At 38.9% G+C, this 21,873-nt stretch carries 17 protein-coding genes; 6 read left to right on the forward strand and 11 right to left on the reverse strand.

Features of this window, described 5'->3' with window-relative positions; genetic code table 11:
- Positions 1–184: 184 nt before the first annotated feature.
- The gene (gene ttcA / locus A9J31_RS10750) at positions 185–1,114 is read right to left on the reverse strand and encodes a tRNA 2-thiocytidine(32) synthetase TtcA (protein ID WP_067765439.1); all 930 of its coding nucleotides are present in this window, start codon (positions 1,112–1,114) and stop codon (positions 185–187) included.
- Between the two features lie 499 nt (positions 1,115–1,613).
- Here ttcA and A9J31_RS10755 point away from each other — a divergent pair, with 499 nt between their 5' ends.
- Positions 1,614–2,477, forward strand: coding sequence for a lytic transglycosylase domain-containing protein (locus tag A9J31_RS10755; protein WP_067765442.1), 864 nt, complete (start codon positions 1,614–1,616; stop codon positions 2,475–2,477).
- A gap of 51 nt (positions 2,478–2,528) precedes the next feature.
- Here A9J31_RS10755 and A9J31_RS10760 read toward each other — a convergent pair whose 3' ends face one another.
- From A9J31_RS10760 to A9J31_RS10780, 5 genes are all read right to left on the reverse strand, one after another.
- Positions 2,529–3,275: an IS5 family transposase gene (locus A9J31_RS10760; RefSeq protein ID WP_067765445.1), complete on the reverse strand. Its 747-nt coding sequence runs from the start codon at positions 3,273–3,275 to the stop codon at positions 2,529–2,531.
- 114 nt (positions 3,276–3,389) lie between these two features.
- A complete protein-coding gene (locus A9J31_RS10765) occupies positions 3,390–3,929 on the reverse strand; it encodes a hypothetical protein (RefSeq protein WP_067765448.1) in 540 nt (179 codons plus the stop codon).
- A gap of 3 nt (positions 3,930–3,932) precedes the next feature.
- Entirely contained in the window at positions 3,933–6,353 is a 2,421-nt protein-coding gene (locus A9J31_RS10770; RefSeq protein ID WP_067765451.1) for a hypothetical protein, read from the reverse strand.
- Positions 6,353–6,838, reverse strand: coding sequence for a hypothetical protein (locus A9J31_RS10775; protein WP_067765454.1), 486 nt, complete (start codon positions 6,836–6,838; stop codon positions 6,353–6,355). The genes A9J31_RS10770 and A9J31_RS10775 overlap by 1 nt, the downstream gene beginning before the upstream one ends.
- Before the next feature lie 8 nt (positions 6,839–6,846).
- Positions 6,847–10,218, reverse strand: a complete 3,372-nt coding sequence (locus A9J31_RS10780; protein ID WP_067765457.1) for a type VI secretion system Vgr family protein — start codon at positions 10,216–10,218, stop codon at positions 6,847–6,849.
- Between the two features lie 230 nt (positions 10,219–10,448).
- Here A9J31_RS10780 and A9J31_RS10785 point away from each other — a divergent pair, with 230 nt between their 5' ends.
- The 4 genes from A9J31_RS10785 to A9J31_RS10800 all read left to right on the forward strand — a co-directional run bounded on the left by A9J31_RS10785 (position 10,449) and on the right by A9J31_RS10800 (position 16,431).
- Complete coding sequence (locus tag A9J31_RS10785; RefSeq protein WP_067765460.1) at positions 10,449–11,603, forward strand: methionine aminotransferase; 1,155 nt, start codon at positions 10,449–10,451, stop codon at positions 11,601–11,603.
- Positions 11,604–11,755: 152 nt separating this feature from the next.
- Positions 11,756–13,132 carry an MATE family efflux transporter gene (locus A9J31_RS10790; RefSeq protein WP_067765463.1) on the forward strand — a complete coding sequence of 459 codons (1,377 nt, stop codon included), beginning with the start codon at positions 11,756–11,758 and terminating at the stop codon, positions 13,130–13,132.
- Between the two features lie 272 nt (positions 13,133–13,404).
- On the forward strand, positions 13,405–14,766 hold the full coding sequence (locus A9J31_RS10795; protein ID WP_067765466.1) for an LLM class flavin-dependent oxidoreductase: 1,362 nt from the start codon (positions 13,405–13,407) through the stop codon (positions 14,764–14,766).
- A gap of 297 nt (positions 14,767–15,063) precedes the next feature.
- Complete coding sequence (locus A9J31_RS10800) at positions 15,064–16,431, forward strand: LLM class flavin-dependent oxidoreductase (protein WP_067765468.1); 1,368 nt, start codon at positions 15,064–15,066, stop codon at positions 16,429–16,431.
- Positions 16,432–16,576: 145 nt separating this feature from the next.
- Here A9J31_RS10800 and A9J31_RS10805 read toward each other — a convergent pair whose 3' ends face one another.
- Positions 16,577–17,401, reverse strand: a complete 825-nt coding sequence (locus tag A9J31_RS10805; RefSeq protein ID WP_067765471.1) for an ABC transporter ATP-binding protein — start codon at positions 17,399–17,401, stop codon at positions 16,577–16,579.
- A 43-nt stretch (positions 17,402–17,444) separates the two neighbouring features.
- Positions 17,445–17,660 carry a TOBE domain-containing protein gene (locus A9J31_RS10810; protein ID WP_067765474.1) on the reverse strand — a complete coding sequence of 72 codons (216 nt, stop codon included), beginning with the start codon at positions 17,658–17,660 and terminating at the stop codon, positions 17,445–17,447.
- Between the two features lie 230 nt (positions 17,661–17,890).
- Here A9J31_RS10810 and A9J31_RS10815 point away from each other — a divergent pair, with 230 nt between their 5' ends.
- Positions 17,891–18,985: a sigma-54 interaction domain-containing protein gene (locus A9J31_RS10815; protein ID WP_067765477.1), complete on the forward strand. Its 1,095-nt coding sequence runs from the start codon at positions 17,891–17,893 to the stop codon at positions 18,983–18,985.
- A 164-nt stretch (positions 18,986–19,149) separates the two neighbouring features.
- On the opposite strand, the gene A9J31_RS10820 is transcribed toward A9J31_RS10815, so the two are convergent.
- The 3 genes from A9J31_RS10820 to A9J31_RS10830 are packed head-to-tail and all read right to left on the reverse strand — an operon-like array spanning position 19,150 to position 21,871.
- Positions 19,150–19,980: an ABC transporter permease gene (locus tag A9J31_RS10820; protein ID WP_067765480.1), complete on the reverse strand. Its 831-nt coding sequence runs from the start codon at positions 19,978–19,980 to the stop codon at positions 19,150–19,152.
- A 20-nt stretch (positions 19,981–20,000) separates the two neighbouring features.
- Positions 20,001–20,834 (reverse strand): ABC transporter ATP-binding protein, encoded by an 834-nt coding sequence (locus A9J31_RS10825; RefSeq protein ID WP_067765483.1) that lies wholly within the window; start codon positions 20,832–20,834, stop codon positions 20,001–20,003.
- Between the two features lie 2 nt (positions 20,835–20,836).
- Positions 20,837–21,871, reverse strand: coding sequence for an ABC transporter substrate-binding protein (locus A9J31_RS10830; RefSeq protein ID WP_067765487.1), 1,035 nt, complete (start codon positions 21,869–21,871; stop codon positions 20,837–20,839).
- Positions 21,872–21,873 lie beyond the last annotated feature (2 nt).

The following is a 21,873-nucleotide window of genomic DNA, read 5'->3' on the forward strand; positions in this document are numbered from 1 at the left end:
TCCAGACAACATCAGTGCAAGCTATTTTTGCTTGTCGCTTGTTATAGCATGATCAATTATAAAATGGCTAAAGTTTTTTGTACGCACCGTTCAATATTTAACACCTTAACAACAAAGTATTAAAAATCATCAATATAAAAAAAGGCACTCCTGAGAATGCCTTTCTTTTTACCCAATTATTTCATTAGTCAGCAGCAAAACCTAAATTCACCATATTGATGCGTTTGCTTTCAGGTTCGCCTGCCTCTGTCGAACAACTACTGCTTTCTTTAAAATCAAACTCGCGTTCTTCGTCTAATTTTTCGAAATCAAATAACTCACGGTCAGCTAATTGTGATGGTGATACATTTTGCAGTGCACCAAAAATACTGTGCAAGCGTTTTGGATATTCTTTATCCCACGTACGTAGCATTTCGTTTAACATGGCACGTTGTAAGTTCTCTTGTGAACCACATAAGTTACACGGAATTATTGGGAACTTACGCATTTCCGCATACTTGATAATGTCTTTTTCTTCCACATAAGCCAGTGGACGAATCAAAATGTTCTTTTTATCCGAAGATAAAAGCTTAGGTGGCATCGCTTTTAAGCTACCGCCATGGAACAAATTCAAGAAGAACGTTGCCAAAATATCATCACGATGATGACCAAGCGCGACTTTGGTTGCACCAATTTCTTGTGCAAAACCATATAAAGAGCCGCGACGTAAACGTGAACATACTGCGCAATACGTTTTACCTTCTGGGGTTAAACGTTTGGTAATGCTGTAGGTATCTTTTTCTAAAATATAATACGGAATGTTATTTTCTTCTAAATAACGTGGTAATACATCTTCAGGAAAACCAGGCTGCTTTTGGTCAAGGTTAACCGCAACCACATCAAAATTAATTGGTGCGATACGCTTAAACTGCAACATAATGTCAAGCAAGGTATAACTGTCTTTACCGCCAGAAATACACACCATGACTTTGTCACCCTCTTCGATCATTTTAAAATCACGAATGGCATGACCGACCTGACGGCGTAGCTTTTTCAATAGACGATAATACGCAGAGCTAGTTGGTAGTTCTGGTTTGAAATTAAATCCTTGTTCGGACTCAACTGGCGAGAACATAGACGAGTTAAACCTAAATAAAAATACCGCGCAATTTTAGCTGATTCGACGCAGCTGCGCATCAAAAGAATGTATTTTCCCGAAAATGTAAAATTGCTGTCATCGTCACGTAATCACTTGTTCATAATTTTATACGCAAGCGTTCATTTTTTACCCGAAACGCTTATCTTTTGGACTTTTCCACAGTTGTCCACAAAACCTGTGGATAACTTTGTGGATTCTAAAAGGCTTGACAGCTTGAGCCGCCCTTATTTTAAGGCTTCTATTTAAATTGATTATTTTTTGATCAATTTATTTTTACTTATTTTTCAACCATTTAAGTGTGTCAAGTTATGCTCATTAAAAAAAAATAAATATTTTTTTTTGATTATTGAATCATCAAAATGACTTGATTTTTACAAACTAGTGAAGAAATCAGCAACCGAAGCCTTTTCATCTGATTTTTTTTTGTTAAACTCTAATTCAACTGTTTGGGGACAGAAAATTTCTTCACTATAAAATGAAAAAAAATATTTGGACTTTGGGGCTCTATATTATCGGAAGTGCGGCCATATTTTGGACTGCGCCTAACACTTTTGCTGGGCAAACCATTTACCAATTACGCGAAAGTAATGGTACGACCTTATTAACCAATAAGCAGGGTCGCTATAGCAATCTGAAAGTTGAAAAGAAAACGTATTATCCGGACAGTAATATTCACAGTTATAGCAACTGGGGTTCTAATGAGTCTTCAGTTTTACCAAGCTATAGTCGCAATAAAAATGCCTTTGACAATATTATTAAACAAGCTGCTGCTCAGCATGGTGTCTCTGAAGGATTAATTAAAGCAGTGATGCATACCGAGTCAGGTTTTAATACAAATGCCCGCTCCCCTGTTGGTGCTCAAGGCTTAATGCAATTGATGCCAGCGACGGCCCGCCGCTTCAATGTCTCAAATGCCTATGACCCGCACCAAAATATTATGGCGGGTGCACGTTATCTGTCTTGGCTATTAAAACGCTTTAATGGTAATACCTCTTTAGCTTTGGCTGGTTATAATGCTGGCGAAGGCAATGTTGCTAAATATGGCGGCATTCCACCTTTTCGTGAAACCCAAGATTATGTGCGCCGTGTAACCAGTCGCTATAGTAATTTATATTCTAGTGGCTTAAACGTAGCTTCATCAGCATCTAACAGTGATAGCGCGAGTTCAAATGGCCGTATTATTGCTAGTTCTGACAATTATCATGCCGCGGCACCCACACCTTCTCGCCCACAGCGCCAAATAATTCAAAATGCGAACGGTAGCTATACCGATGCGCCAGCTGGATCATTTGCCACAGCCAATGCGTCTGCCTCAGCACGTATCTACTTTAATGAATAAAAAACATGCTGAGATAATTCTGTATCTGAATTATTAGGGTCTGTTGACATTTCATAATGGTAGCCAAATAAAGATACAAGCTAAGGCAACAGAATTTTCATAGCTTTGCTTTAGCTTGTCATAGCGTGTGGCAATTCCTCTAAATTGCTTTAATCTAGCAAAGGCATTCTCAATTAAGTGCCTGATTTTATAAAAATACCAATCCACATGATCATTATTTGAAAGCGTATTGGATTTCTTGGGAATATTAGCTTGAGTCCCCGTTTTTTCTATCTGTTCTCTCAAGGATTCAGAGTCATACCCCTTATCGGCACAGAGAATTTCTGTCTCATTCAGGTCTATGCTATTAATTAATTTCGGTGCCACTTTTACATCATGGGTCGTACCATCCTCTATCAAAAACTGAACAGGGTTCCCATGAGAATCAACTACCAAATGAATTTTAGAACTGTTTCCACCGATACTTTTTGAAATAGCCTGATCCTTGATTCCTGTAGCATGCTGATGAGCCCTCACATGGCTAGCATCAATAAACACCCACTCTAGATCAGCATCAGATGAAATTAACTTAAATATTTTTAATAACTTATTGTCTTTCGACCACCGGGAAAATTTCTTGAATATAGAATTTGGTTTTCCAAAGCTAGCAGGTAAATCCCGCCATGGGCAGCCTGTACGGATTCTATAAAGAATAGCTTCAATAAAATTTCGAAGATTTTGTTTGAGATAAATACGAAAATTACGGAAAATGTTTTCTAACTTAGACCAGTGTTGATCAGTCAACATTGTACGAGGCATAGCGAGGAGTAGATTTGGTTTGGCGATTAAATTCTACTTTCTCGCTATTTTTTTTGCACAGTAAATGTCAACAGACCCTAAACTAAATTTTAATTTTTTTAGCTTAATTGTAAATCACTCAAAATTACACGAAATGTGATCCAAGCTTTCAATCGAGATAGACTCAATTTTACTTTCATTACCAATATTATATATAAAATATCCTTTATTTCCCTTCATAGGAATCTTATATACAAATACGTCTACTGAATCATCCCCACTAAAAATTTTCTCTGACTTAATATTGCTATTTAAATTCTTAATACTACTTTCTAGCTTACCAACACTTATATTGTTTGCATCAACTGCCTTCAAATCTCGAGTATGAATAGATGTAACCACTCCATAATCATCAATATCAACACTTGTCAGAGTGTTGTTAACTAAAATATTCTTTCTCTTTTGACATTCTTTTAAATCAGTAATATCACTATAATTTTGAATAATTATATCCCCCTTAAACCTTTCCCTTAACACTTCTAAAGTATCTCCTATTTTAATATCATTTAATTCACTTTCTTTATTTTTATTCCCATTTAAATCCAATAAATTATTGTGACTATTGGAACAACCACATAACAATAAAATAGAAAAAATAAAATATATTTTTTTCATAAATTAAATATCCTCTAGATTTGGAGACAACCCTTGCAAATGAAGGTGATTGTTATGTCTTGGTTCAGCCAAATGCTTACAATTTGGAAAAATATAATTACTTTTAATACCTACCTTAGGATTAGTGAAATATTCACTTAGCATTTTTTTTGATTTACCCCAACCAAATATTATAAAGTTATTGATTAAATTTAAAGTCCTTTCATGGTCATAAATGTTATCTTGCAAGATCACTGCTAGAGGCTTTTTATCAGTTCTTAAATATCTCAGATCTCCAGCTTCACCATTAATATGACTTTTACTCTCACCTGGATCACCATTGACTCTGCTAAAGCCATTAAAACAAATGTCATCATACCCAGATTTACACAAAGCTCCTAAAAATGCTGCTAACTCTATACCACCTAAATAATATCGTTGTTGTCCAGAATTCATTAAAATTTTATAACCGACTACGCCTGAACGATATTTATCAAAATGTCTGACATCGACTAAATAAACATTACCACTACCTAACACGTTCTTAGAAGACCATCTTTTTGCGACAACATATTTTGATTTACCTAAATTATGAGAAGTCCCTGTAGAATCATAATATATGTACTGAGCATAACCTGTAGCTGCTTTGTTCTCCCTTTTAATTTTTCCATTATGATAAATATGATAACGTGTTGTATCACTTGTAGATGGAGACTGTTTACTAGCTGTAGTTAGTGGTTTTCCACCATTTTCTGTATATGTATTATCCTGAATAGACTGATTTTTTTCTGACTCTGATTTTGCTTTTTCAGATTGTTCTTTTGCCTTTTTTTCCTGAGCATCTTGTTGTTGCTTTTGCTGCATTTGGTCAGATTTTTTCTTAAGTTCATCTGCTCCCTTACGCTTTTGATCGGCAATTTCATACAGCTTTGAAGCTTTTACAAATCCTTCATTAACTTTAAAATACCTAATTGGTATTCCTTTCAAAACACGAAGCTTTTCCAACTCTTTATTTTTTATACCAAAGCCAAAAACAAAACCCAGAAGCATTTTGACATTAAGATCTCCATTACTATCTGTTCTTTTCGAAATTTGCTTATTTCTATAGAAAATACTCACTAGTGTATTTGTTACATTTTTATTATTTTCTTTAACATTTATTTTAAAAGAGCATACAGGTAATTTAATTTTAATAGTCTGATTAGATAAAGACTGTTCAACTTTAAAATGGTGTATTTTTTGAGGTTGACCAGCGCCAGATACTGTAACTTCGATATCTTCACCTACTTCAGCCACTATCCCTTTTTTAGTCCCTGACGAATCAGCTGTATGCTTTTTTATATTCCCTTTATATGTCAAGTAAAAACTCATATAAGAAATAGCTTTCCTTGTATCCTCTTCTATAATTTGAATATTAAAACTCACCTCTTTTGTATTACCAGCAGCTACCTCTTTTTTATCTTCAAATGAATTCTGCTCATTTCTTACTTCTTGAGGAGTCTTATCTGATTGAGGTTTTGGCTGAGGAGTACTATTTTGTTCTAACACAACAGGTACAGATATTTCTTTTGTTAATTTAATTGTATAGCTTTCTATCTTATCTTTTTGCTGTGTGATCTCTAGTTTCTTACCATCAATGATTACTTTAATTTTAGTATTTGGATGTCTAACAATAACAGGAATTTTCCCTTCATTGTTTGTCTTATAATCATTCGAAATTTTTCCGATTTTACTGTAATATTTACCTTCTTTATATTCCGACTCAATTATAACTTTTTGACCTAAAACAGGATTACCACCCTCATCTATTACATTAATATATATTTTACGATTACAACAACTTTCCAAATCGTAATGTGCAAATAAGGATATATATTCACCGACTTGCGTACCAAAAGCATCTGCACTGTTACCTAAACCTTGAACAAATTCCAGAACATATTTAGGTCCTTTTAAATGTGCTCCTGCTATACAACCTGATTCAGTTATTTCAACACCACCAATCCTAACACCATAAAATTCATTTAAATTTTGACTATTTAGTCTAATACATAAAGTATTAATCCATTTATTGAAAGCTTTTATTTGAATAGTTCTATCTTTTAAAAAAGTACTTTTTGAGGTGACACCATCTAAACCTGTCCAAGTACCATTCCAATCATTGATATTTAGCGATTTTTGAAAACTACTTGAAGATTTACCATTAAATTCAAAAGGCGGCTTAAAATAACCCAAATCATATAGTGCACTTTCACCAAATTGAAAATAGCCTATAAATCCATACCCAGCAATTTTACCGTTATGAACATTTCTAGCTTGTAAATTTGGTCTAACTGTATCAGACAATGAGAGGTTTGATGACGATTCTCTACGGGAAATAGCATATATATAGGCTAGTCGATCTTCTCCAAAAGACGGTCCATTTTTAAGCGAAACAAAACTCATTATAACCCCTTAGATTCAAAATCTATTTTTTTAAATAATATCAATATTTTATTTTTATTATTTTCATTTACATTTTTTGAAAATATAATCATATTTTTATTAAAATCAAAGCTTCTGTCTTCCTTTAAATTGAACATAACACTTCCTAAATTATTCTTGTCATCAACAAAGATATAAAATTCTAAAGGCTTGTTTTTATTTATAAAAGATATAAGAAAAAGGTCCTCCTTTGAGTTTTTTATATTCCAACACTCATAAGGGACATGCATCCAATTTCCAGATCCAAGATCTATCTTATTTATTTCTAGAATACGATTTATTGAACTTTTTAAATCTTTTCGCTGAAAATTACATTTATCTGATTCAATATAATCAAAGCTAATTTTTTCACCATCCAATATTTCATAAGGATATGATTTCAATATCTCCGCATGTGTAAAAGACATTAAACACATAAAAAATATAAAAAGGATTTTATTTTTCATAAAAATTCTCACAATCCAAAACTTTTAAAATCGGCTTCTAAATCACTATCATCATATAATTTTTCCGTGTTGTGGTGATGATCATCGTCTCCATCGCCACAGCAATCTTCACTAGAATCCTGATTTTTTGTGCTATTCAAATCATTTTTGATGACAAAAAGCTCATCATGATTCTGACTATCATGTCCTAAAATAATTACTTCAACATTATCAGCACTATCGCTAAAAAAGCGTTGAGTACGACCAAACTCATCTAAAAACCCATTAAATTCAGTTTTTTTGGAGTGATTTATAAATTTAAATTTAATTTTTTGATTTAGTTGATCTTTATCAAATAGTTCACCAAAATCAAATCTTCGGCTAAATATTCCACTCTCAGGCAGCTTCGGCAACTGAGCATTTACTGTTCTTCCCCCCACAAAACTATGCTGCCCTGCCTTACTCTCAAACTTGCCACCTGTCGTGGTAAATATTCCACTGCCATTAATTTTGAGTTGTGATCCGCCTGCGGTCAGTATGATTTCTTTTGGACTGGTAATCTCAATCTTATCTTCGGTTGAAATTAACTTAATGACTTTTCGTGCAATCGCTTCAATGGCATCATCTTGCGCTTGTAATTCCACTTTGCCTTTTGCGGCATAAGCACTAATTCCTTTTTGTGCGGCAAACAAACTCACTTTATCTTGTGCATGTCCAACAATATTCTTTTGTGCACTAAAGTTAATTGAACCTAGAGCACTTTCAGCAATATCTTGCGACGCCTGCAACACAATATCTTCAGGTGTGGTCAGTGCAATGCCATTCGGTGATGCCAATAGCATTAAAGCTTGGCGGAATAGTTTGCCTTGTTCTTGCTTCTTGGCACTATTCGACTGTTCTAATCCTTGTGCATAGCCTTCCATAAAGCCTTGAACTTTGGTTAAAGCTTTCATAGGTGTCAGGCTTTCAGGTAGACCGAAACCACCACTATTAAGTAAATCTGCCGGATTAAATTTAATATCTTCAAGCAGTTGACCGACATCTTTTAACGCTTTCAATGGATCATTTTGAATGTTGCTTTTTAAACTCGCGACTCGTCCTTGTAGTGCATCTTTTCCATTGTCTTCAATATGATCCAATACAGATTTCAGATTATCGAAAGCGTCTTCGGCATCATCAAAAAAGGCTTTGAACTCTTTAACAGTACTTTTGACATCTTTGGTCAGCGAGCCAATATCTTGAATAAAACCTTTACAGTTTTTAAGTGCTGCTAATGGGTCTTGACTGAGATCATCTTTAAATAAATTCAGCGTGTTTTTAACCGCCTCAACGGTACTTTTAATTTCTAGAGATTGAATTAATTTCGGTAGTCTACTTACCACATTCAATGCATCGGTTTGTTGTTTCACCGCAAGTCCACTCAGCACATGCATGCTTTCATGTCCTTGAGTCAGTAAAGACTGTGCTTCCGCAGCTGCTAAATGATCGGCTACAGCTTTGTCCTGCGCATAGGTACTGATTAATAAACCCTTACCTGCACGCATTGCACCCCAAGCATCTGTTCTTAACTCAAAGCCTTCACCACGCCCATTACTGCTGGCTTGTTCCTTAGGATGACTCAGATTACCGAGGTTAAGCTGCGTTGCTGCATGACTACTTTGCAACTGGGTACTGATTTGTCCAGTGGTGTCATCAAAACGCAACTGGTTAAAACCTTCACCTGCTACTTCTTGCGAACGAATACCACTGAGTTTTTTTGTTTCAGGTAACTGTCCTTTAATATCAAACATGGTTTGATCACGTTCCGCTTCATGGATCCGCCCAACCACAAAAGGTCGATCCACATCACCCTCAAAAAAGTCGATAACCACAATTTCCCCGACCCTCGGATGGAAACGTGCGCCATAACCATCACCCGCCCAAGGGGTCAGCACATCAACCCAAGCCGAATCACTATCATTATCATTGCTGCCCGCTCCACCATCATGACCATGATCATCTGCACGGGTAAAAGTAAAACGCACTTTAATGCGCCCCCATGCATCCACATGAATACTTTCACCCTCTGGCCCTACCACTTTTGCACGTTGCGGATAAGCTGCTGGTCGATGGAACATCGGATCATATTCAGGGACGATGGCAATATTACGCCGCACGATGTACAAATTATTGGCTTGACGTTCATCACCGAGCGATTGCCAACGACTGGCTGTCAGTAATTTGTCTAACTGAACTAAGATATCTTTGGGTAAATTATTTTGGTTGTAAAACGCTTTGCCTAAAATAAGGAACTCACGATCTGATCCTTGATGTTGATCTATTTCGGGGTGATTTAACAGCTCGAACCAATAGCCGACTTGCGCATCACGTACACTACTACTGACGGTAAAATATTTGGCTTGCAGTTCTTGATAATGATTCAGTTGCTGATTTAATTTATCCAATTGTTGGGTATTTGCAGTGGTCGCTTGATCTTCACCTTTTAAATCAGCAGTCCATGCCGAGCTAATGGTCCAAGCCTGCTCTAAACTCAAGCTTTCATTTTCTTGCAGTTCACTGTGCTGATGTACACTGAGCAGTGTGCCACTTTGATCTTGTGCAAGATGCTGAGCCTGCCAACGCTGAGTTTGAATAGTTGTAGATTGTAAAAATCGCTCGGCAATCAAGCTGGTAATGGTGTCTTGTCGCTCTGTAGCATGACTACGATGGAAACGAATATTAGTACGATCTAAAGCAGTAAATGCTTGGTTTTGATCGATTAAACGTAACTGCTGTGCTTCAATGGTCGATGCTGAAAATGGAACAAAGCGTTTGGATTCATCAATTAACCAATTGATGCCTTCACTACGCCAAAGTCGAGTTAAAAATGCATAATCTGTTTCATTGGCTTGCATGGTAAATGGGCGGACATCATAATCCTTGGCCAGCCCCGCCAAATTTAGACTCAGACTTGCAGCAAATAAGCTACTTTTGTTCTGCCATTCACTAAACAGCACTTCGGTGATGTCACGCACCGATTTATTCATGAAAACTCGACTGTTACGACGTTTATGCCATAGCACTGATGCGTCTTCGATCACTAATTTATAGACCGTCAATGAGCCATCACTTTGCCCTTGGCTCGCCCCTGTAATCACACCAGTCAGGCGACTGAGTTGTCCCAAGTCCGTGACTTGATCAACTGCGACACGTCCACCAATAAATTGCTTCAAGGCCAAATGTGCATTGGTCGATAGACAAATTATTTCCGCACGAAAGCCTTGATTGATTCGGTGTTCACCTTCAATGCGTTGAATAAAGACTTCAGCATTCAGAGCTTCATTGGAAAAATGAATGTGTAGAGCGCGTTTTTGCACGCTAAGGCCAAAGTTTTCCACCATGGCATAAATATTTTTTATCATTTTTTATTGTTGATATCATTTTTATATGGCTGCATTTTATGAAATGATGATTTTTTCGTCTACCTCAATTTGTAAATAAATTGTGAATTAGTTTTCGGCTTCAAATTTAAAACCCTGCTAATTAAGATCAATATCAGCAATATTTATGAATTTCTTTCTACAAATTCGGCTTTTAGCTCTGCCAATAGAGCTGTAAACTGGCAAAGCAATTGATAAAAATACCTAAGACCATGATCCAAATCGAATCTAAACTTCCTGCGCAAGGCGTGACAATTTTCAGCACTATGAGTGCCATGGCTCAGCGCTTAAATGCATTAAATTTATCTCAGGGCTTTCCTGACTTTCCTGCCCCGCCCGCACTGCTTGATGCCTTGTGTCAAGCGACACAACACGGTTTTAACCAATATGCGCCGGGTGATGGTTTACACAGTTTACGTGAGCAACTGGTTGGCCTATTTGCCAACCGTGATCAACTGCAGATTGATCCACTAACCGAAGTCACCATTACCCCTGGGGCAACTATTGGGATATTCAGTGCCATTCAGGCAGTGGTACACGCTGGCGATGAAGTGATTATTTTTGACCCAAGCTATGACAGTTATGCACCCAGCGTTAAACTGGTGGGCGCAAAACCCGTGCATATTGCCTTGCAAGCGCCAAGTTTTAGTGTCGATTGGAACAGTGTTGCTGACGCAATCAGTGATAAAACACGGATGATTATTGTCAATACGCCGCATAATCCTACGGGTGCCTTGTGGAGTCATAACGACTGGCAGACTTTAATTCAACTGATTGCAAATAAAAACATTGTGGTGTTGTCCGATGAAGTGTATGAGCACCTAATTTATGATGGCCGAAAGCATCTATCAGCGCTGTCTTTTCCAGAATTGCGTGAACGCAGTTTTGTGGTGGGTTCTTTTGGTAAAACTTTTCATGTTACTGGATGGAAAACTGGTTATTGCATTGCTGCGCCGAAACTGATGCAGGTATTTCGTCAGATTTATCAATTTGCCAACTTCTGTGGGGTCACTCCCGTCCAAATAGCTTTAGCTACATTTATGGCAGAACATCCGGAGCACATTGCTGAATTGGGCAATTTTTACCAAGCCAAACGTGACCGTTTCAATGCCGGCTTAAGCCACTCTAGATTTGAATTGATTCCATCGGCAGGTACGTATTTCCAAAACCTCGACTACAGCTTGATTCGTCCCGATCTCAATGATGTCGAGATGTGTCAGCTTTTAGCAGAGCAACATAAAATCGTGGCAATTCCTGTGTCCGTATTTTATCAACAAGCACCTGAAGATTTACGTTTATTACGCTTCTGTTTTGCCAAACAAGATGCCACATTAGACCAAGCTGCCCAGATTTTATCTGCGGTTTAAGTTCTCTCTGTTGGATCATGTATCTGATTAAAGCCATGAAGAAAAAATGAAGCCTGCGTTACCTAAAAACTAAGGCTTTTTTAAGCATAGGCATGTTAGTGTTATCAGTAACTTAAAAACATAACAATGCAGCACTCAGGACGTGCACGCCTATGTCGAAGCCTTCCCAACAGCAACCGCTCGTCACTCAACAAAATCTCTGGAAAACCTTTCTCATTTTTCTAGTGCCACTGATTGCGACCAATATTTTGCAAAACCTGTCAGGCACAATTAATACCGTGTTTGTCGGGCAAATGTTGGGTGTGCACGCCATTGCTGCGGTGGCAGTATTCTTTCCTATTTTGTTTTGCTTAATGGCATTTGTAATTGGACTCTCTGCCGGTGCAACCGTATTGGTCGGACAAGCATGGGGGGCTCAAAATACCGAGAAAGTCCGGAGTGTGGTTGGTTCTACACTTTTTATGACTTTAATTGGTGGCAGTATTATTGCGCTATTAGGTGTGCTATTTGCCAAACCTATTTTATTGGCTTTAGGCACCGACCCAGATGTTATGCATCTCTCATTGCCTTATGTGCAGTGGATGCTTGCCGGTAGCCCATTGTTATTTATCTATATTATTTACACCTCCATTTTACGGGGTGTTGGCGATAGTACCACGCCGCTGATTGCTTCGGGCATGACCATTGGTACAGGTTTAATTATCACGCCTATTTTAATTGCTGGAAAATTTGGCTTTCCACAAATGGGCATTATTGCCCCTGCCATTGCCACTAATGTCGGCTTTTTCATCGCCTTGGTCTTCTTGTTTATTTATCTCAACAAGAAAAATCATCCACTCAAACCAGATATGGAATTGCTGCGTCATGTGCGCCATCAACATGAGCTGAGTAAAATTATTCTGCGTTTGGGCATCCCAACAGGGATTCAGATGGTGACAACTTCTGTGGCAGGTTTAGTGATTGTGGGTTTGGTCAATCGTCACGGTGCCGATGCCACGGCAGCTTATGGCGCGGTCAATCAAGTGTTGAACTATATTCAATTCCCAGCGTTGTCGATTTCAATTGCTGCGTCTATTTTTGCCGCACAGGCCATTGGCGCTGGTAAGTCTGAATTGCTCAATAAAGTGAAACGCACCGCCTTAGGTATGAACATCATCATTACTGGTGCTTTGGTGGCTTTAGGCTATCTGTTCTCTAAATACCTCATGGCGCTGTTTATTACCGATCCAAATGTGGTGTTATTAGGTCAAGAGTTGCTGTTTATTGTCTTGTGGTCGATTTTATTCTTTGGTGCCAGCGCCATCTTCGCCTCGATTATGCGGGCCAGTGGTACAGTAACCGTGCCCATGATCATCAATATTATGGCAATTCTATGTATTGAAGTACCCTGCGCCTATTTGTTCAGTGAATGGTGGGGACTTCAAGGTATTTGGTATGCCTATGCCCTTGCCTTTGTCAGTCTCTGCTTATTACAAGGCTTGTACTACCAATTTGTTTGGAAAAAGAAAGCCGTCAAAGCCTTGGTTTAAAATCGATCTTTCATTCAAAAAATGCCGCTTTCCTCGCGACATTTTTATGATGATGCTATAGAGCATGCTTTTTGTAAAATCAGCTAGTTTTTTGCATAAGCTCTAAATAATTTCTGCTGTGGCTATCTGCTCAAATAGATGATTTTGCTGTTGTTTAATCAACATATATTCAACTCAAAATCGCTAAGCACTTCATTCCTTAATGATTTTTTACTGGCATACATCTTGTTCTAAAACAGAGATTAAATTGCTTTTAGAAATAAGGAAAAATAATGGCCAAGCGACAAATTAAACTCGGTGCTTTTATTCCCACAACGTCTCAGCATGTGGCTGGTTGGCGCCATCCTGAATCACGCCCACAAGATCATCTCAATATTGACTACGCCATTGAATTAGTGCAAACCGCAGAACGTGGCTTATTTGATGCTTACTTTTTAGCAGATGGTTTATCAGTCCGTTGGAGTTCAGCTGTCGAGGGTGAAAAAGGTCTGGGCGATAAAGGCGTTGGCTTCGAACCTGTCACGCTATTTGCTGCGCTCTCCACCGTGACCAAGCATATTGGCTTCATTGCCACGGCATCCACGACCTACGAAGATCCTTATATTTTGGCTCGAAAATTTGCCTCACTCGATCATATTTCTAAAGGTCGTGCTGCTTGGAATGTGGTCACTACAGCTTCTGCGGATACAGCAAAAAACTTTAATCTACAGCAACACCCCGAACCCAAAGAACGATATGAACGTGCTGATGAATTTATTGAGCTGAGTCATAAACTTTGGGACTCATGGGAGGACGACACCTTCCACTACAATAAAGAAACGGGACAATTTTTTGATGCACGTAAACAACATCAACCTGAACATCATGGCAAGTATTATCATGTTGAAGGCGCGCTCAATGTCTCTCGCCCACCGCAAGGCTATCCAGTGATTGTGCAAGCAGGTCAGTCAGAAGATGGCCGCGAACTTGCGGGTAAATATGCAGAAGTTATTTTTACTGCACAGCAAAATTTGGCCGATGCCCAAGCCTTTTACCGTGACGTAAAAAACCGTGTCCTAAAATATGGTCGTCATGCAGATGATCTAAAAATTATGCCCGGTGTGTCTATTTTTGTGGCCAAAACTGAGCAGGAAGCACAAGAAAAATATGACTTTTTAAATAGCTTAATTCACCCTGAAGTCGGCCTCAGCTTATTGTCTGCCTTAGCAGGTGGAATTAACTTATCCAAGTTTGATTTAGATGCACCCTTCCCTAAAATTGAAGATACCGACATTAATTTTTCTAGTCGTCAGCAAATGATGATTGATATTGCGCGTAAGCATAACTTTAGTATTCGCCAGTTGTATCAATATATCGCTTCAGCACGTGGGCATTGGACTTTAATTGGTACACCTGAACAAGTGGTGGATCAATTACAAGAGTGGTTTGAAAATGAAGCTGCTGATGGCTTTAATGTTTTACCACCAACCACACCGGCTGGATTAAACGATTTCGTAAATCTGATCGTGCCGGAATTACAACGTCGCGGTTTATTCCGTACCGCATATGAAGGCTCAACTTTACGTGAAAATCTAGGCTTAAAACGACCTGAAAATCAGTATGTGTTGAAAAATCAACAATCTCAAGCCTCGTAATTCATGCGAGCTGATTTCAGTTCAGCTTATATTTGCTAAATGCCTCATTTGAGGCATTTTTTATAATTAATCTTTAATAATGCCCACAATCCCATAAATTTTTTATGTGTTTAAATATATACAGATAAGTACTGCAATATTTTTGATGAACTATCTGCAACACTCAAAATTATCTATTGTTTAAATATCAACATTTTAATTTCAATAAAATTATAAGTGAATGTTTTTGTTATATTATTTAATTGGCACAACATTTGTAATAACTCTATGGATTAAAACATATACTCAGGTTAATTCATGTCAAAACGTCAAATTCGCTTAGGGGCTTTCGTACCAGGAACTTCACAACATGTTGCTGGATGGCGCCATCCAGCAGCACGCCCACAAGACAGTCATAATTTAAAATACTTTACCGAGTTGGCTAAAACCGCTGAACGTGGCTTATTTGATGCTTATTTCCTTGCTGATGTTCCGGTCACCGTTGACCCAGACACCACGCCAGATTTAGGACTCAATGGTACTTTTTCAGCAGGATTGGAACCCGTATCCTTATTTTCAGCACTTGCCGCAGTAACTGAGCATATTGGCTTTATTGCAACCGCTTCGACCACCTATGAAGCACCGTATAACCTTGCGCGTAAATTTGCTTCTTTAGACCATTTATCTGAGGGTCGCGCTGCATGGAATGTGGTCACGACTTCAGGCAGCGTAGTCGCGAAAAACTACGGCATCAATGATGCATTACTTCCTAAAGAGCGCTATGAACGTGCAGATGAATTTATTGAAGTGACTCAAAAGCTTTGGGATTCATGGGAGGATGATGCCTTTGAATACAACAAGCAGACTGGACAATTCTTCACTGGCGAAAAATTGCATCCACCACGTTTTAAAGGTAAGCATATTTCTGTACATGGCGCTTTAAATATTGCTCGTCCTCCACAAGGCTATCCTGTCATTGTACAAGCAGGTCAATCACATGACGGTCGTGAGTTGGCTGCAAAATATGCCGAAGTCATCTTCACCGCACAACAAAAAATTGAAGATGCACAAGACTTTTACCGTGATGTGAAATCACGTTTAGCTAAATTTGGCCGCCATCCAGATGATTTAAAAATTATGCCCGGTGTTTCGGTTTTTGTGGGCAAAACCGAAGCTGAAGCGCGCGCAAAGTATGACGAGCTAAACAGTTATATCCATCCAACCTTGGGACTTACCCTGTTAAAACAACTGGGCGGATTTACCGAAGATTTATCCCAATTTGATTTAGACCAACCCCTACCGGAACATATTGGTCAAATGGAAAACGGCGCCAGTCGCCAGCAACTCATCTTAGACATTGCGCGTGAAAACAATTTTAGTATTCGTCAGCTCTATCAATGGGTAGCAAGTGCTCGTGGTCATTGGACGCTCATTGGTACACCTGAACAAATTGTCGATCAACTACAAGCTTGGTTTGAAAATGAGGCGGCGGATGGCTTTAATATCCTACCGCCAACTACACCTGCAAGCTTAGATGACTTTGTCGATTTAGTGGTGCCAGAACTACAACGTCGTGGTCTGTTCCGTACCACTTACGAAGGTAAAACCTTACGTGAAAATCTCGGATTAAAACGCCCTGAAAACCAATATCTCTTAGAAAAACGTCATACCTCGCAAGCATCCTAAGTACCTGCAATGACGACACAAGGTGCCCCAAATGGGGCATTTTTTATGATGAATGATTTGGAATACGTATCACGGATTAATCTGAAAAGGCATTTACCAACTACAAAAAAGCCCTGTAATCAGGGCTATATATGTGTGTTTTAAGTTACCAAGCAAATTTATAATCTGCGAAACTCGCAGATAAGGGCTGAATTAATTGGTCTTTAACTGGATCACTAAAATCGGTCAAAATGTCATTTTTAATGTTGGTTAAGCGAATATCTTCACGTTTACGCGGATGCGGTAACTGGATATCGACGATCCGCTTAATCCGCCCTGGATGCGGCTGCATCACCACCACGCGATCACCTAAAAATACCGCCTCTTCCACATCATGCGTGACGATAATCATGGTGATTTTTTCACTTTGCCAAATCCGCTGTAACTCATCTTGCAAATTTTGACGTGTCAATGCATCAAGGGCACCGAAAGGTTCGTCTAGTAATAAAATCTGTGGTCGATTCACCAAACTGCGTGCAATCGCAACCCGCTGATTCATCCCGCCTGACAGCTGCGAGGGATAAGCATCTTTAAACTTGGTGAGTTTTACAAGTTCTAGATGTTCATCAATTAATTGATCTTCTTCCGCACGACTAAACTGGCTTTTGTGCAGCGCAATCCGTACATTTTCACGCACTGTTAACCAAGGAAACAGTCGATGGTCTTGAAACACAATACCACGTTCGAGACTGGTTCCCTCAATCGCTTCACCATCAACTAAAATTTGGCCCTGAAACTGACGCTCCAAACCCACCAATAAACGCAATAATGTTGATTTACCACAGCCACTGCTGCCCACAATACTAATAAATTCACCCGGCTTAATCTCTAGATTAATATCTTCAAGTACCGTCAAATCTTCATTTTTTTGTGTGGGATAATGTTTATTCAGCTGCTGAATAGAAACCGAACCGGTTTGTTCTACGCTCATATCATTATTCTCAATTCATTTTTGAATAGACTACTGACTCAGCTTAAAGTTTAGCCAACGACACTTCCGTAGATTTAATTAACACCACCACTTCTGAACCCACTTTTAAATCCAGATCTTTGACTGATCGTGTGGTAATCACGGATGTAAAAAAACCTGCCTTGGTTTCTACATCAATTTCAGAAACAACTGGTCCTTCTACGATTTCATTAATCACGCCTTTAAATTGGTTACGCACATTTACTGAAGTAATCGCCATTTTAATTATGCCTTTTGTTATTTAGAGATCTTTAATATAGAACACTTCAATCACTTACTATATCTCGATTTATCCTTTAGTTATCCCGATTTTATTTATCTCAAAAACAGATAAATAATCCCAAGTGGAATTTATGCTTGAAACTGATATTTAAATATCGATTTATTATTTATCTTTTATTTTTAAATCTTTCATCATGATCAACATTTTCAACAACTATAAGAATCTACATGTCTATTCTGACCCACCCTTCAGTGCCGTCTGCACTCAAGCATAAACGGGCGACAGCAACAGTTTTTGCAGATCCTTTATCGCAAGCGTTGTTATCGCGAATTGAACAAATTGCACCAAGCGATGCCAATGCATTAATTATTGGTGATACAGGTACGGGAAAAGAATTGGTCGCACGGCAAATCCATCAATTGAGCCATCGCACCAAAGGGCCTTTCATTGCCGTAAACTGTGGTGCCTTTACCGAATCTCTAGTTGAAAGTGAATTATTCGGTCATGAAAAAGGGGCTTTTACCGGTGCCATTAATAGTCGTGTCGGATGGTTTGAAGCAGCACACAATGGCACACTGTTTTTAGATGAAATTGGTGATTTATCTTTGTCTATGCAGGTTAAATTGCTGCGCGTTTTACAAGAACGTGAGATCGTGCGTGTCGGTTCACTCAAACCCATTCCGATCAATGTCCGAATTATCGCAGCGACCAATGTAGATTTAGAGCATGCCGTACAGGACGGACGTTTCAGGGAAGATTTATTCTATCGTTTGCATGTCGCATTACTCCGCATACCACGTTTAGCAGAACGGCGTGCTGACATTCTGCCCTTAGTCAAACACTTCATACAAGTCTATCAAACCAATCCCCATGAGACGCCTTTGCGCTTGAGTCAATTGGCGCTCAAAAAGCTCAGCTTACATAGCTGGCCGGGTAATATTCGTGAGTTGGAAAATACGATTCAGCATGCGATTTTAGTCAGTCAAAATGGTGTGATTGAACCTGAAGATATTAGCTTTTCCGGTATCCAAACTGCATCATATGCTTCTCGAATCGAACCGTTTAATATACATAAGGCCACTTCAGCACTGAGCAATATTCAAAATATTCAGGATGCGGGACAGCTTTTAGAACAGACTTTTTTACAGATTTTTCAAGCTGCCGATCAGCTCAAGCAAGACAATATTAATGAACTGATTGAGGAGAAATTTATCCGCAGTGCTTATCAACACTGCCAATACAATCAGGTGCATACTGCTCGTTTGCTCGGTGTGACCCGTAATGTGATACGCACACGTTTAATTAAATATGGCTTATTATAAATAGGCCCTATTTAATTCAAATAGAATAATCGATCAGATAATCATTATTAATAATCAAAAATAATTATTAAATAACAGTCTTGTTATTCAGAATAAATATTTAACATATAAAAAAACCTCGATAAATTTCGAGGTTTTTTATTTAAATAATCATTTTATTTGATTTATTCCACCGGATTACGCTTCCATGCCGTGAAGTATTTTTCCAGGCCAATAAGCAAATAGTTAAAGGCTAAACCCACTAAAGTAATGACCAAAATACCCACGAACATCTGCGGTATTTCAAAGCTAAATTGCGAGTAAATAATCAAATAGCCCAAACCGGCTTTGGCACCAAACATTTCAACCGCTACCAATGCCAAAATAGAGATCGCCCCGGCCAAACGGATACCGACAAAAATCGTGGGTACAGATGCCGGTAAAATGACTTTTCGGAACAACTGATAAGGTTTCAACCCCATGGTACGTGCAGATTTAATCAATAAAGGATCAACGGTTTGTACGCCAGTAATGGTGTTCAATAAAATGGGCCACGTGCAAGCATAGACCAACAGGCTAATTTTAGAAGTTTCACCAATGCCAAGAAATAAAATAAACAACGGCATTAATGCCAAAGCCGTGGTATTTCGGAACAGTTCTAACAAAGGGTTTAGGGTTTCTGCAACCAATTTATACCAACCAATTACTAGCCCCAATGGAATAGCAATGGCTAAGGCCAACAAAAAGCCAATAATCGAACGCTGAATACTGGCAAAAAAATGTATACCCAATTGACCGCTTTGATAAAGCTGCCAAGTGGTTTCAAGAACGACAGACAAAGGCGGTAAAAAGGCTGGGTTAACAATTCCGCTACGCGGCAAAACCTCCCAAAGCAGAAAAAATACCACAATGGCAATTGTGCGCTTAAACACAGTATTAAGCCAAGTAAATTGGAATCGCGGTTTTATAGCACTATAACTTTGCGAATAACTAATCGCTTGTTTTGTTGATGACATGAGTGAATCCTCTGAATATTTTAGTTATGGGCAAGCTGTTTATCTTTTTCGAGCGCTTGCGCTTTGATGACTTCTTCACTGAGCAATGACCAAATTTTGTGGCGGATTCTGCCGTATTCAGGCAGTGAACGTACATCTTCACTTGCACTACGTAAGCTTTGTGGGATTTCAATCACTTCTTTAATACGACCCGGCCTTGAGGTCATAATCGCCACACGCTGACTCAGATAAATCGCTTCATCAATACTGTGGGTAATAAAGACAATGGTCTTTTTCGAGCTTTTCCAAATATTGATCAGTTCGCCTTGTAAGGTTTCACGGGTCTGTGCATCTAGCGCAGCAAAAGGCTCATCCATCAATAAAATTTCCGGTTCATAGGCCAAACTGCGGGCAATCGCGACACGCTGTTTCATCCCTCCCGAAAGTTCATTGGGATAATGCTTTTCAAAGCCGCTCAAACCAACCAATTTGAGATAATACTCGGCCTTTTCACGGCGCTCTTTTTTAGCCACGCCTTTGGCTTCTAAACCAAATTCAATATTTTCTAATGCGTTCAACCACGGATAGAGTGCATATTGTTGAAACACAATGCCACGGTCTAAACCGGGCTGAGTGATTTGCTTACCACTGAGTAAAATTTGCCCAGATGATGGCTTAGTCAAGCCTGCAATCAAGTCCAGTAGCGTCGATTTACCACAGCCACTTGGCCCGACTATAGACACAAATTCACCTTGGCGAATATCTAAAGTGACATTTTCCACGGCGATAAATTCAGGTTTATAGTTTTTACTGCTGCTATGGTTTTGTGCAGGAAATACCTTACGCACATGATCTAAATGTAATGCACTGCTCATGCTTATATTCCTTTTAATTGCTGTGTGGTCGCATAGGGATTAAATTCATTGCTATATATGCGACTCACATCAATTTGATTTGGTTTTAATTTATGTTCTTGTTCTAAGGCTTTGACCCAGGGTGCGAAGTCCTGATCTTTTTGCACACCCCCGATTTCATGCACCCCAGTTCCTGTGTAATAAGGGATCAATACGGTATTTTCATTGCGTTGGCGCTTTTCAATAATGCTTTCCATACGAGCAATGATTTGTTGCTTCGGCGTACGATGCAGCCATTCTTGGGCTTGAGCAACACCACTAACAAACGTTCGTGCGACTTCAGGGTTTTGCTGAATAAAGTCGCCACGCATTGAATAACTGCCTGCGGTAAATGGCCCATACAGATCAATATCTTTAAAAATACTGCGGACCCCACCTGTCTTTAAAGCACGTTTTTCTAAGATGCCGGAGAACACGGCAATATCAATTTGCCCGTTACGCAGCGCTTGTTCAGAGCTCACAGGCGGTAACATAATCAGTTCGACTTGACGAATTTCTTGTTCAGTTAGCCCATGTCGTGCCAAATAGTCTTTCACTACAAAGTCGTAATGCGCACCATAGGCATTTACTGCAACTTTTTTACCGATAAAATCACGAGCACTACGAATCGGACTATTTTCCAATACATAAAATCCGACATTTTGCTCGGCATCGCTGCCGTAGGATGCCACGACCGGTACAACATCCAGACCTGCAGCAATCACTTTCACCACAGCACCATTAAACGCTCCGGCAAAATCCACATCCCCTGCAACCAAGGTCAATAAATCTTGCGGACCACCTTGAACTGAACCGACGTAACTTAATTTAATATCGCCGAGATACCCTAAGTCTTGTGCCAATTCAGGTAAGGATACGAGGCCTGGATAGCTTTGATAACGTAATTCATGCACTGCCGCATGTTGTTCAACCTGTGGGCTGCTACACCCCACCATGACAGTGCTACCGATTAATGTGCCCAGTAAAAGATTGCACCACAATTTTGGAAATTTATTCATTT

The organism is Acinetobacter gandensis (genome assembly GCF_001678755.1).
In the GTDB taxonomy this organism is placed as follows: Bacteria; Pseudomonadota; Gammaproteobacteria; order Pseudomonadales; family Moraxellaceae; genus Acinetobacter; species Acinetobacter gandensis.